13 protein-coding genes are annotated in these 13,224 nt (G+C 57.0%); 6 read left to right on the top strand and 7 right to left on the bottom strand.

The genetic code is table 11. The features are described 5' to 3' along the window. Window positions 1–39: 39 nt before the first annotated feature. Window positions 40–762: a UDP-2,3-diacylglucosamine diphosphatase gene (gene lpxH / locus ACZ6J2_RS13545; protein ID WP_471725945.1), complete on the bottom strand. Its 723-nt coding sequence runs from the start codon at window positions 760–762 to the stop codon at window positions 40–42. Between the two features lie 3 nt (window positions 763–765). Continuing rightward, window positions 766–1,260, bottom strand: a complete 495-nt coding sequence (gene ppiB, locus ACZ6J2_RS13550) for a peptidylprolyl isomerase B (RefSeq protein ID WP_023310635.1) — start codon at window positions 1,258–1,260, stop codon at window positions 766–768. Between the two features lie 174 nt (window positions 1,261–1,434). Between ppiB and cysS the strand changes: the two genes are divergently transcribed. Then, entirely contained in the window at window positions 1,435–2,820 is a 1,386-nt protein-coding gene (gene cysS, locus ACZ6J2_RS13555) for a cysteine--tRNA ligase (protein WP_029741052.1), read from the top strand. A 92-nt stretch (window positions 2,821–2,912) separates the two neighbouring features. Here the strand turns inward: cysS and ACZ6J2_RS13560 are convergent, their stop codons facing one another. The 5 genes from ACZ6J2_RS13560 to folD form a co-directional block, all read right to left on the bottom strand. Next, window positions 2,913–3,434: a metal-dependent hydrolase gene (locus ACZ6J2_RS13560; RefSeq protein WP_471725946.1), complete on the bottom strand. Its 522-nt coding sequence runs from the start codon at window positions 3,432–3,434 to the stop codon at window positions 2,913–2,915. 74 nt (window positions 3,435–3,508) lie between these two features. Next, window positions 3,509–4,525 carry a Mal regulon transcriptional regulator MalI gene (gene malI, locus ACZ6J2_RS13565; RefSeq protein WP_023310638.1) on the bottom strand — a complete coding sequence of 339 codons (1,017 nt, stop codon included), beginning with the start codon at window positions 4,523–4,525 and terminating at the stop codon, window positions 3,509–3,511. Window positions 4,526–4,611: 86 nt separating this feature from the next. Further along, window positions 4,612–6,111 (bottom strand): PTS transporter subunit EIIC, encoded by a 1,500-nt coding sequence (locus ACZ6J2_RS13570; RefSeq protein ID WP_471725947.1) that lies wholly within the window; start codon window positions 6,109–6,111, stop codon window positions 4,612–4,614. Window positions 6,112–6,345: 234 nt separating this feature from the next. Further along, entirely contained in the window at window positions 6,346–6,558 is a 213-nt protein-coding gene (gene ybcJ, locus ACZ6J2_RS13575; protein WP_023334767.1) for a ribosome-associated protein YbcJ, read from the bottom strand. A gap of 1 nt (window position 6,559) precedes the next feature. Beyond that, window positions 6,560–7,426 (bottom strand): bifunctional methylenetetrahydrofolate dehydrogenase/methenyltetrahydrofolate cyclohydrolase FolD, encoded by an 867-nt coding sequence (gene folD / locus ACZ6J2_RS13580; RefSeq protein ID WP_008499332.1) that lies wholly within the window; start codon window positions 7,424–7,426, stop codon window positions 6,560–6,562. A 310-nt stretch (window positions 7,427–7,736) separates the two neighbouring features. On the opposite strand from folD, the gene fimA reads away from it, so the two are divergent. The 5 genes from fimA to fimH all read left to right on the top strand — a co-directional run bounded on the left by fimA (window position 7,737) and on the right by fimH (window position 13,217). Further along, entirely contained in the window at window positions 7,737–8,300 is a 564-nt protein-coding gene (fimA, locus tag ACZ6J2_RS13585) for a type 1 fimbrial major subunit FimA (protein ID WP_023310641.1), read from the top strand. 68 nt (window positions 8,301–8,368) lie between these two features. Next, window positions 8,369–8,914, top strand: coding sequence for a type 1 fimbrial protein subunit FimI (gene fimI, locus ACZ6J2_RS13590; RefSeq protein ID WP_262749346.1), 546 nt, complete (start codon window positions 8,369–8,371; stop codon window positions 8,912–8,914). A 34-nt stretch (window positions 8,915–8,948) separates the two neighbouring features. Next, a complete protein-coding gene (gene fimC / locus ACZ6J2_RS13595) occupies window positions 8,949–9,641 on the top strand; it encodes a type 1 fimbria chaperone FimC (protein ID WP_126329072.1) in 693 nt (230 codons plus the stop codon). 14 nt (window positions 9,642–9,655) lie between these two features. After that, the gene (locus ACZ6J2_RS13600) at window positions 9,656–12,217 is read left to right on the top strand and encodes a fimbrial biogenesis usher protein (protein WP_471725948.1); all 2,562 of its coding nucleotides are present in this window, start codon (window positions 9,656–9,658) and stop codon (window positions 12,215–12,217) included. Then, window positions 12,210–13,217, top strand: a complete 1,008-nt coding sequence (gene fimH / locus ACZ6J2_RS13605) for a type 1 fimbria D-mannose specific adhesin FimH (protein WP_121425547.1) — start codon at window positions 12,210–12,212, stop codon at window positions 13,215–13,217. The genes ACZ6J2_RS13600 and fimH overlap by 8 nt, the downstream gene beginning before the upstream one ends. The last annotated feature ends 7 nt before the right edge of the window (window positions 13,218–13,224 follow it).

Genomic DNA, 13,224 nt, shown 5'->3' on the forward strand with positions numbered 1-13,224 from the left:
CCGATATTGTTCAAAAAAATAGAATGATGGTGTGAGGGGTTAAAATGGAAACGCGATCAGCTCCACGCCCTCTGGCGTGACTTTGACCATGGAGCCTTCGGTGTGCCAGGCACCCAACACCACGCGATGGGCCGCTTCGCCGTTGGCGATAAGGGAATGGACGTCAGGACGATGGGTATGACCGTGGATCAACCACTGAACGCCATGCTTTTCCATCACGCTCACCACGGCCTGCGGGTTCACGTCCATGATGGTCATGGATTTGCTGCTGTTGGCGGCTTTACTGCCCGCGCGCATTCTGGCGGCGATGCGGTTGCGGATAAACAGCGGCAGCGCAAGGAACACCTTTTGGATCCAAGGGGTGTGGACTTTGGCGCGAAACGCCAGGTACCCGTTATCGTCGGTGCAGAGCGTGTCGCCGTGCATGATCAGGACCCTGCGGCCATAGAGGTCGAGCTCCTGTTCTTCCGGCAGCAGCGTCATGCCGCTTTCGCGGGCGTAGCGCTTACCGATCAGGAAATCACGGTTGCCATGAATGAAGTAGCAGGGGACGCCGGAATCCACGAGCGCGTGAATGGCGTCTGCCATTTCACGGTGCAGCGGGTTAGGGTCGTCGTCGCCAATCCAGGCTTCAAACAGGTCGCCCAGGATGTACAGCGCATCGGCGCTTTTCGCTTCACCGCGTAAAAAACGCAGAAAACCGGCGGTTATCGCCGGTTCTTCTGTTTGCAGATGCAGATCCGCAATAAAGAGTGTCGCCACGAATTACTCGCTGACGGTCACGCTTGTAATCACAACGTCTTCTTTAGGAACGTCCTGGTGCATACCGCTGCGGCCAGTAGCGACGGCTTTGATCTTGTCAACCACGTCCATCCCTTCAACCACTTCTGCGAATACGCAGTAGCCCCAACCCTGCAGGCTTTCGCCGGAGAAGTTCAGGAAGTCGTTGTCCGCCACGTTGATGAAGAACTGCGCGGTGGCAGAGTGTGGCGCCTGAGTACGGGCCATTGCCAGCGTACCGCGGGTGTTTTTCAGACCGTTGTTCGCTTCGTTTTTGATCGCTTCTTTGGTCTCTTTCTGGTTCATGCCAGGTTCGAAACCGCCGCCCTGGATCATAAAACCGTTGATCACGCGGTGGAAAATGGTGTTGTTGTAGAAACCTTCGCGGCAGTAGTCCAGGAAGTTTTTAACTGTTTCAGGCGCTTTGTCATCAAAGGTTTTGATTACGATATCGCCATGATTAGTGTGGAAAGTAACCATTTTTGCATCCTGTTCCGTTATTGTGGTACGTCGACCCGCGTTCGGGTCATCTATAGGGGCTTGTTATAGCATAACCACAGGATGCGATCACCTTGCATTGTGTGCTGCTTCAGGTTTGAATTACGGGTAGAATAGCCGGTTTTCAACCACACACGTGTTTACATGGAATCTTCGATGTTAAAAATCTTTAATACAATGACGCGCCAGAAAGAGGAATTTAAACCTATCCATGCCGGGGAAGTCGGCATGTACGTGTGTGGTATTACGGTTTACGATCTCTGTCACATTGGCCATGGCCGTACCTTTGTCGCCTTCGACGTGGTGTCACGCTACCTGCGTTTTCTGGGCTACACCCTGAAATACGTGCGTAATATCACCGACATCGACGACAAAATCATCAAGCGCGCTAATGAAAACGGCGAAAGCTTTGTTGCGCTGGTCGATCGCATGATCGTCGAAATGCACAAAGATTTCGACGCCCTGAATATTCAGCGCCCGGACAGCGAGCCGCGCGCGACCCACCATATTCACGAAATCATCGAGATCACCGAAAAGCTGATCGCACGCGGTCATGCCTACGTTGCGGACAACGGTGACGTGATGTTCTCGGTGCCGACGGACCCAACCTACGGTTCGCTTTCCCGTCAGGATCTGGACCAGCTTCAGGCCGGCGCGCGCGTTGACGTGGTTGACGTGAAGCGTAACCCGATGGACTTCGTGCTGTGGAAAATGTCCAAAGAGGGCGAGCCAAGCTGGCCATCACCGTGGGGCGAAGGCCGCCCGGGCTGGCACATTGAGTGTTCCGCGATGAACTGCAAACAGCTGGGCAAGCACTTCGACATTCATGGCGGCGGTTCGGACCTGATGTTCCCGCACCATGAAAATGAAATCGCGCAGTCCACCTGCGCCCACGGCGGCGAGTACGTTAACTACTGGATGCACTCCGGGATGGTAATGGTTGACCGCGAGAAGATGTCTAAATCGCTGGGTAACTTCTTCACCGTGCGCGACGTGCTGAAGTATTACGACGCGGAAACCGTGCGCTACTTCCTGATGTCCGGCCACTATCGCAGCCAGCTGAACTACAGCGAAGAGAACCTGAAACAGGCGCGCTCGGCGCTGGAGCGTCTGTACACCGCGCTGCGCGGGACCGACAGGTCTGTTCCTGCTGCGGGCGGCGAAGCTTTTGAAGCCCGCTTTGTTGAGGTGATGAACGACGACTTCAACACCCCGGAAGCGTACTCCGTGCTGTTCGACATGGCGCGCGAAGTGAACCGCCTGAAGTCAGAAGATATGGCCGCGGCGAATGCGCTGGCGTCCCATCTGCGTAAGCTCTCCTCCGTGCTCGGCCTGCTGGAGCAGGATCCGGACGCGTTCCTGCAGAGCGGTGCGCAGGCTGACGACGGTGAAGTGGCGGAAATTGAAGCGTTGATCAAAGCGCGTCTGGAAGCGCGTCAGGCAAAAGACTGGGCGGCGGCAGATGCGGCGCGTAACCGTCTGACCGAGATGGGCATCATTCTGGAAGATGGCCCGCAGGGCACCACCTGGCGCCGTAAGTAGGTCTGGTGCGCGCTGATGCCCTCACCCCAGCCCTCTCCCACAGGGAGAGGGTGCAAACACTAAAAACGGCAACTTGAGTTGCCGTTTTGCTTTTACCTCCGTCTCCACCACAGCAACCCCATCAGCACGACTCCTGGCAGCCACACCCACAGCAGCTCCGACACGATCACCTGATGCCCGTACGGCGTGGTGTAGCGCGACAGCGCAAACGGCGCGACCTTAATCACCTGCCACGGCGCGAAGAAGCGTTCATCTGACCACGGCCACAGCCAGCCGACGCCTTTCCCTCCCGTGGTAATCGAATCCAGCAGGCTGTGCGAAAGCAATGACACGGTCAAAAACAGCCAGCACCGCGTCAGGCTGACCCGGAACCACCGTCGTCCAGTCAGCACGCAGAGTATCGGCACCACAAAGGCGAACAGCAGGGAGTGGGTAAAGCCGCGATGGCCGAAAACATTGCCGTACGCGACGCCGAACTTGAACGCCAGCACGTCGGCATCCGGCAGCATGGCGAGGACAATCCCGGCAAACAGCAGGCGGGGAGGAATCACTTTGGTTCCGAGGCCTAAGCCCAGACAAAGCGGAACAGCAGCGTGTGTAATAACGGTAGGCATTGCGATTATCCATGGCAAATCATGGAAATATAGCAGCAATCCCGCGCCGGCAGACCCGCGTCAAATTCTTATTTTTACGCCGACTCGCGCGCGATAAGCTGCCCGGAAAGCGTAATGCGCTGGGTTTGCAGCGTCGGCTCCTTCAGCGTGCGAATAATCAGCCCGGCAGCCTGGCGCCCGGTCTCTTCGCTGGCGGACGAGACGTAGGTAAAGGACGGCGAGGTGAGGTTAACGTGGAGCATATCTTCGAAACCGACCAGCGCGACCTGCTGCGTCAGAAACACATCTTTACCCACCGTTCGTCCAACCTGATGAATACCGGAGATGGAGCCGATCATGGCATCCGGAGAGTGGCAGAGCAGGGCGGTGATGGTGTTGTTTTTTTCCAGCAGCTGGCGGGTGGCGAAACCCGCCGCCAGGGTGTCATCGCTGCAGGCCGGAGAGTATTCATCCCGCCAGACCAGCCCGTTCTGCGTCATCGCGCTGCGAAAACCGAGCAGGCGCTGCTCGCGGATAAGGCAGCCTTCACGTCCGCCAATGTAGGCAATATTGCGATGGCCGCGCTCGATAAGATAACGCACCGCCAGATTTGCCGCCTGACGGTTATCGCGCATCACCAGATTGCATTTTTCATCCAGCAGCGACTGAGAAACCACCACTAGCGGCAGCGGGCAGCGGCGAATCTGCTCCGGCAGGGTGGAGGTGCGGGTATCCGAGGCCAGATAGATAACCCCGGCGACGCCCTGCTGCTTAAACGACAGCAGGCAGCGCTCAAGATGGTCATGGTCGTTCTGGGGCTGGCCGAGAAAAACCATATACCCCTGTTTTTCAAGATCCTGGACGATACTCGCCATCACCTTGATGGAGAAACTGTCGCTAAAGTCGCGGAGGATCAGGCCAATCAGATTGGACGTATTGGCGCGGAGATTGGCAGCGGCAACGTTATGAACATAGCCCAGCGTATTGATGGCAGCGTTGACCTTCTCGATCGTTGCCTCTGAGATTTTCCCTTTCTGGCGCAAAACCAGCGAGACGGTTGAGACCGATACGCCCGCGTGCTTTGCGACATCAATAATGCTGACTTTCTTCAAAACCGCTCCCTGAAATTCACCGATTATCAGCCAGATACGACAATGCGTCCCCCAGACTACAGGAGACGCGTCGTTCAGGCATCTTATTATTTGCCGATCATGGTGGACATGGTCTGGGCGATAAACTGTGCTCTGGCACCGAAAATCACCTGAATACCGTTGTCGCCGACGAAGACCACGCCGCGCGCGCCGAGTCCGTTCAGGCCATCCTTATCGACCACCTCGCTTTTTGCCACTTCCAGGCGAAGGCGGGTGATACAGGCGCCGACGGAGTCGATGTTGTGCGCCCCGCCCAGCAGGGTGATGATCTCGGTCGCGAGTTCTGAATCAGACTTATCATCCGCGTTGGCGGTCACGTCAGTGCGGCCCGGCGTTTTCACGTCGAAACGACGGATCACAAAGCGGAACGTGAAGTAATAAATCAGGCCCATTGGAATGCCGATGATAATCGCATTCAGGAAGTTGGTCTTGTAGCCGTTAAAGGACGGCAGGATCCCGAATGACAGATAGTCGATAAAGCCTGCGGAGAACGACTTGGCGATATGCGCATGCAGCAGATACATGGTCATGTAGGCCAGGCCCGCCATGATGGCGTTAAAGACGTACAGGATCGGCGCCACGAAGATAAAGGTAAACTCGACCGGTTCGGTGATCCCCGTCAGGAAGCAGGTCAGCGCCGCAGAGAACAGAATACCGGCCGCAATTTTCTTATTCTTCGTATGGGCTTCGTGATACATCGCCAGGCACGCGGCGGGCAGCGCGAACAGCATCAGCGGGAATTCGCCCTGCATGAATTTACCGGCATTCTGGTAGGTGTCGCTGCTGAAGGATTTCACCCCTTCTTCCAGCATCTTGAACCAGATGGTCTGGTCGCCGTGGATCACCTGTCCTGCCTGGGTGGTGTAATCCCCGAACGAATACCAGAAGGACGGGTACCAGATGTGGTGCAGGCCGAGCGGGATCAGCGCGCGCTCTACCAGACCGAAGATAAAGGTCGACGCCGCCTGATTATCGCCATTCACCACCACGGAGAGCGCGTCGATACCGGCCTGGATATGCTGCCACACGTACGGCAGCAGCAGCCCCATCAGGAATGACAGAAACGCCGTTGCAATGGCCACGAAGCGCTTGCCGGAGAAGAAGCCCAGGAACTCCGGCAGCTGCATGGTGTGGAAGCGGTTATAGCACCAGGCCGCGAGAATACCGCAGATCAGGCCGCCGAAGACGCCCATCTGCAGCGTCGGGATGCCGACCACCATGGCGTATTTCCCGCCCTGGGAGGCCATTTCCGGCGTGATGCTCAGCACGGTGCTGATGGTGATATTCGTGACAAACACCGACACCGCCGCAGACAGCGCCGCGATGCCGGATTCTGACGCCAGACCCACGGCGGAGCCAATGGCAAACAGCATCGGCAGGTTATCAAAGATAACCCCGCCCGCGTTCATCATCAGCGGTAGATGAAACTTATCGCCGAAGGCCAGCAGCAGGCCCGCAGCGGGAAGCAGTGAAATTGGCAGCATTAAGGCGCGACCAATCATCGATAACTTAGACAGCGATTTAACAAACCCTGATATCAGACTCATGCTGATTTCCCCCGAGTAGCGCTTTTTTGGCGCTGTTATTGTAAGTAGAACGTTTTAGTAGAACGTTCTACTTATCGTGGGCAAAGAGTGAAAAACGCGCAACAGAATTTTCATGTTTCAACAGATGAAATAGTGATTATTTGAAGTTGATCGATAAATAACCGCGATGGGTGTGAGGGGATTTTATATCCCCTCTCCCTGTGGGAGAGGGTTAGGGTGAGGGCATAAAACGGCTCAGGCCGTAACGGTTACGCTCTGTCCTTCAAAGCTCACGGTCTGACCCGCGACGATCTTGCAGCGCTTGCGCGTTTCTACCACGCCGTCGACTTTTACCAGCCCGTCGGCGATAACGATTTTCGCCTGTGCGCCGCTTTCGCTCCAGCCTTCCAGCTTCAGCAGATCGCACAGCTCAACGTGCGGGTGTTTACCTAATGAAAAAGTCGCCATCTTACGCGTCCTCTACGTCGTGATATTCTTCGCACGCCTGCAGCGTATTCTGAATCAGCGTTGCTACGGTCATCGGGCCTACGCCGCCCGGTACGGGGGTAATGTAAGACGCGCGCGCTGCGGCATCTTCGTACACCACGTCGCCGACCACTTTGCCGTTTTCCAGACGGTTAATCCCGACGTCCACGACAATCGCGCCCTCTTTGATCCACTCGCCCGGAATAAAGCCCGGCTTGCCGACCGCGACGATCAGCAGATCGGCGTTCTCGACGTGGTGACGCAGGTTTTTAGTGAAGCGGTGGGTCACGGTGGTGGTGCAGCCCGCCAGCAGCAGCTCCATGCTCATCGGGCGGCCCACGATGTTGGAGGCACCGATAACCACGGCGTTCAGACCGTAGGTGTCGATGTTATAGCGCTCCAGCAGCGTCACAATGCCGCGCGGCGTGCACGGGCGCAGGCGCGGCGCGCGCTGGCACAGGCGGCCAACGTTGTACGGGTGGAAACCGTCCACGTCTTTATCCGGTGCGATACGCTCCAGCACCTTCACGTTGTCGATACCCGCCGGCAGCGGCAGCTGAACCAGAATACCGTCGATCTCTTTATCGGCATTCAGGGTGTCAATAAGTTCCAGCAGCTCTGCTTCGCTGGTGGTTTCCGGCAAATCGTAAGAGCGGGAGACGAAGCCCACCTCTTCACACGCTTTGCGCTTGCTGCCGACATAAATTTGCGATGCCGGGTTGCTGCCAACCAGCACAACGGCCAGCCCGGGGGCGCGTTTTCCGGCAGCTTTACGCGCCTTCACTTTTTCCGCGACCTCAGAGCGCACCTGCTGCGCAATCGTTTTACCGTCAATAATCTTTGCTGCCATCAGAGAGAAGATTCCGTCTGTAACGTTTGAAAGGGGGGATGGCGTGTATTTTGTCAGAAGCGAGCGTCGCTGTCAGTCACCCTTTACGCGTTTTTATCAGTGAGACGCAAAAACCCTTCTTAGGGGATGGTCAATTTCTTAGGCGGGATTAGGATGTGACCTGGCGAAATGGCAGCGTTTTGACATATTTAAAAAACGCGTCCTGAGCTACTTTGTCTCCTCCGAAATAAGCTTTCAATTAATCGATTGAACGTATTTCTTATTCCCGATTATTCGCGGGAAGGGTTATTTACATTTTAAAGGAATAGACATGAAACTCAGCAACATTGCTTCTACTGTTATTGCTACTTTGGCCCTGGTTGCAGGTGCCGCAAATGCAGCAGATCCTGCTGCGCCGGTTTCCGTAAATGGCGGTACCGTACATTTTAAAGGTGAGCTGGTTAATGCGGCTTGTTCAGTAAATACTGATTCTTCCGAGCAGACCGTTAATCTGGGTCAGTATCGCACCGCGAAATTTACCAAAGTGGGCGACACCACCTCTAATATTCCATTCAATATCGAACTGAATGATTGCGATCCGCTGGTTGCCAAAACTGCAGCTGTTGCGTTCACCGGTCAGATCGACCCAACCGACAAAACCCTGCTGGCCGTGACCTCCGGTAACAACGACAACACCGCGAAAGGCGTGGGTATCGAGATCCTCGACAGCAAATCCAGCGTTCTGACCCCAGACGGTGCGACCTTCTCTGCTGCGCAGACGCTGATCGAAGGGACCAACACCCTGAAGTTCACCGCACGTTACAAATCAACGGCTGCCACCACTGAGCCAGGCCAGGCGAACGCTGACGCCACCTTCGTAATGAAATACGAGTAATTCCTCCGCACAGGGATGTTCAGGCCTCACGGACGAGGCCCGTCATACGCTAATGCCAGGAACGAAGGATGACAAGGACTGGAACACTACTGCTGTTAACCCTTGCGATGGCTTGCCCGGCATCGGCGCATACCGTGGTGATCGAAGGTGGCAAGGTTCATCTCCGGGGTGAACTGGTGAACGGCGGCTGCGCCGTGGCGCCCGACAGCCAGAATATGCGCATCGACATGGGGCAGTACCGAACCAATTCATTTTCCGGTGTGGGCAGTTTTTCCACGGTTAACGTGCCTTTTACCGTGCGGCTGCTGGACTGCAGCGTTGATGTTTCGCGCACCGTGGGGATCCAGTTTCAGGGCGTGACGCCCGTAGAAGATCCGCAGGTCTTTCTGGCGACATCGCGGCCGGGTGAAACGCCCGTCAGCAGCGGCGTGGGGCTGGCGCTTTTTGACGAACAGCAGCGTCAGATTATCCCAAACGCCACGGCCGTCAGCTGGCTGCCGATCGATACCCGCGAGCTCGCGTTCCATTTTAGCGCCCGCTATCGGGCTATTTCCGAACACCTCGAGCCAGGCAAAATTCAGTCGGATGTCTGGTTTACGTTGATTTATCCATAACACCTGCGAACACATTATTAAAGGTACGGTTGTGATGAATACCCTAATTAAACCAGGACTTTTTTTATCGTTTATTTTGATGATGGTTTCTGCCTGCGCAAATGCTTCCGGCGGTATTGCGCTGGGGGCCACGCGCGTTATTTATCCCGCAGAGGCGAAGCAAACGTCGCTGGCGATCACCAACAGCAACAAACAGGAACGCTATTTAATTAACGCGTGGATCGAAAATGCGAGCGGGCAAAAAGAAAAAACCTTTGCCGTTACCCCGCCCCTGTTTGTCAGCGAGCCGAACAGTGAAAATACGCTGCGTATTATTTACGCCGGGCCAGCGCTGCCTGCCGATCGCGAATCGCTCTTTTACATGAACGTGAAGGCGATCCCATCGGTGAATAAAGCGAAAACGGAAAACAATAACGTGCTGCAGCTGGCGATCCTCTCACGCATCAAGCTGTTTGTGCGCCCGAACAACCTGGCAATGCAGCCGGAAGAGGCGCTTTCCCAACTGCGGTTTGAGCGCGCGGGCAACCATCTCAAAGTCAGCAACGCTTCTCCCTATTACATCACCCTCGTCAATCTGAAGCTGGGCGGGCAGCAGCTGGATAACCTGATGGTTGCGCCGAAAAGCTCGGCTCAGCAGGTGCTGCCAGCCGGTGCCAGCGGTACGCTTTCCTGGCAGAGCGTGAATGACTACGGTGCCATTACTCCGGCGCGTAGCGTCAACCTGTGAGCAGAGTCAGGGCGATGAAAAACCACCAGGGACGTTACTGCCCGGTTGCACTGGCGCTGATGGCTGCGCTCTGGCCGCAGGCTGGCTGGAGCGAAAGTTATTTCAACCCGGCCTTCTTGTCGGACGACACCGCCAGCGTGGCGGATTTGTCGCGTTTTGAACAAGGACACCAGCAGGCACCCGGCGTTTATCGCGTGGATATCTGGCGTAACGATGAGTTTATCGGTACCCAGGACGTGCGTTTCGAGCAGGCCGAGAACACGCAGCCGGTGGCGGGCGGTTTGTCGGCGTGCATTACGCGCGCGATGCTCGATCGCTTTGGCGTCAACGTCGCGGTGTTTCCCGAGCTGGCTAAGGTGCAGGGCGACACCTGCGTTCCGTTGACCACGGCCATACCCGGCAGCGAAACGGTATTCAACTTTGCCTCCCAGCGTCTGGACGTCAGCCTGCCGCAGGTGGCGTTGCAAAACAGCGCCCGGGGCTACATTCCGCCTGAACAGTGGGATGAAGGCATTCCCGCCGCGCTGGTGAACTACAGCTTCACCGGTAACCGGGGAAGCGAAGACGACAGCTATTATCTGAACCTGCAGAGCGGGTTGAACTATGGCGCCTGGCGTTTACGTAACAACGGCGCATGGCGGTACACGCAGAATAACGGGCAGCGGCACAGCGAGTGGCAGAATATTGGCACCTGGGCGCAGCGCACCGTCATCCCGCTTAAAAGCGAACTGGTGCTGGGTGACAGCAATACCGGGAATGACGTCTTCGACAGCATGGGTTTTCGCGGCGGGCGGCTCTTCTCGTCTGACAGCATGTACCCGGACAGCCTGCAGGGCTACGCGCCGACCGTGCGCGGGATCGCCCGTACGCCTGCCAAAGTGGTGGTTCGCCAGAACGGCTACGTTATCTATCAAAGCTATGTGCAGCCGGGCGCATTTGCGATTACCGATCTTAACCCGACCTCCTCAAGCGGTGACCTGGAAGTCACGGTTGAAGAGAAAGACGGTACCCAGCAGCGCTATACCGTGCCGTACTCCACCGTGCCGCTCCTGCAGCGTGAAGGGCGCTGGAAGTACGACCTCGTCGCGGGGGATTACCGCAGCGGGAACAGCGATCAGGATACGCCGTTCTTCACTCAGGGCACCCTGGTTACCGGTCTTGCCAACGGTTACACGCTATACGGCGGTACGCAGCTGGCGTCACGCTATACCGCGGTGGCCGTCGGGGCCGGGAAAAACCTGGGCGACTGGGGCGCGGTCTCGCTCGATATCACCCACGCCCGCAGCCAGCTCGCGGACGACAGCAAGCACGAAGGGCAGTCTCTGCGCTTCCTCTACGCGAAATCCCTTAACGGCTTCGGCACTAACTTCCAGCTGCTGGGCTACCGCTACTCCACAAAAGGGTTTTACACCCTCGACGATGTCGCCTGGCGCTCAATGGAGGGCTATCAGTATGCCGATAGCCAGAACGATAACGATGTGCCGGACGTGCAGAGCTATCACAACCTGACGTGGAATAAAAAAGGCCGCTTCCAGCTCAACGTGTCTCAGTCGCTGGGGGACTATGGCTCGGTCTATATCTCCGGCAGCGAGCAGACCTACTGGGGAACAGACGAGACGAACCTCTGGTACCAGCTGGGCTATGCGGGAGGCGTGAAGGGGATCAACTACTCCGTTTCGTGGTCGTGGAACAAATCCGTTGGGATAGACGGTACCGATCGGATCGCGTCGTTTAACGTCTCCGTGCCGTTCAGCCTCTTTACCCGTCAGGGCTATCGCCGGGACAGCGCGATTGACCGCGCCTACGCTACGGCATCCGCCAGTCGAAACAGCGATGGCGACACAAGCTGGCAAACCGGCGTCAGCGGAACGCTGCTGGAGGACCGCAACCTCAACTACAGCGTGACCCAGGGACACGCCAGCACCAACGGCTCAAGCGGAAGCGCCAGCGCCAACTGGCAGGCGACCTACGGCACGCTGGGCGTGGGCTACAACTATTCCCGCGACCAGCACGATCTCAACTGGCAGCTCTCCGGCGGGGTGGTCGGCCACGCCGACGGCGTGACCTTCAGCCAGCCGCTGGGCGACACCAACGTGCTGATCAAAGCGCCGGGGGCATCAGGCGTCAGTATTGAAAACCAGACCGGTGTGAAAACCGATTGGCGAGGCTACGCGGTGATGCCGTATGCCACCGTCTACCGCTATAACCGCGTGGCGCTGGATACCAACACCATGAGCAACAACACCGATATCGAAAACAACGTGAGCAGCGTGGTGCCGACCAAAGGCGCGCTGGTGCGCGCCAGCTTCGATACCCGCATTGGCGTGCGCGCCCTGCTGACGGTGATGCGCGGCAACCAGCCGGTGCCGTTCGGCGCGGTGGTGCGTGAGACCAAAAGCGGCGTCACCAGCATGGTGGGGGATGACGGACAAATATACCTGAGTGGGCTGCCGCTGGAAGGCGAACTGCTGATCCAGTGGGGCGACGGGGCGCAGTCCCAGTGTCGCGCACCTTACAGCTTGTCTGAACAGAGCCTGCAACAGGCAATCACACTTAAGGGGATCGGCTGTGATTAAAACCCAAATCTTTGCCCTGTCGCTGCTGGCGTTACTGCCCGCGACCAACGCATTGGCGACCGTGTGCGTCAATGAAAAAGGCGTGCCGACGGAGGTGCATTACGACCTGACGGATAAATTCAACAGCTCGAATAACCAGATTGGGCAGGTCGTGACGCTCAGCGAGAAATCGCAGTGGGTAGGGGTGAATGCCGTTTGCCCGAAGGGCACCGTCGGGAATACCACCAAGCGTAGCTATGTGACCGACTACCCGGTAACGGGAACGAGCGATGGCTATCAATATCTGAAGCTTAACGACTATCTGGACGGGGCGATGAAAATCACGGACAGCTATGCTGGCGTGTTTTACCCGCCAAAAAGCTATATCCAGATGGGGAGCCATCCTAACGTCTCCAAAAACAAACCGTTTGGCGTTCAGGACTCCAGCCTTGTCTTCCGTCTTAAGGTGACCCGGCGTTTTATCAACATGGTGGTGATCCCGCGTGCCACCATGTTCCGCGTCTACGTCACCACAACTTCATCCGATCCGTTAACCACGCCGGTCTATACCATCAGCTACAGCGGAACCATTCAGGTGCCGCAAAGCTGCGCCATTAATGCCGGTAACGTGGTGGAGTTTGATTTCGGCGACATTGGCGCCTCCTTGTTCAGCAAGGCGGGCGTGGGTAACAAGCCGGAGGGCGTCTCCTCACAAAGCAAAACCATTGCGATCAAATGCACCAACGTGGAGGCGAACGCCATGCTGACGATGCGCGTCGAGGCGGAAAAAGTCTCTGATAATGTGCTGGTGTCGGATAACCCGGATGTGGGGTTCATCATTGCCAACGAAAGCGGGGCGCCGCTCACGCCCAACAACCTGACGAGCAAAATTCCGTTCCGCCTCGACGACAGCGCGCAGGCGCAGGTGGGGATCCGGGTCTGGCCGGTGAGCGTGACGGGCAATAAGCCGGCGGAAGGGCGCTTCACCTCGCGCGGGTATTTGCGCGTGGATTACGACTAAGGAGCCA

This window comes from Enterobacter sp. E14S, assembly GCF_055666685.1.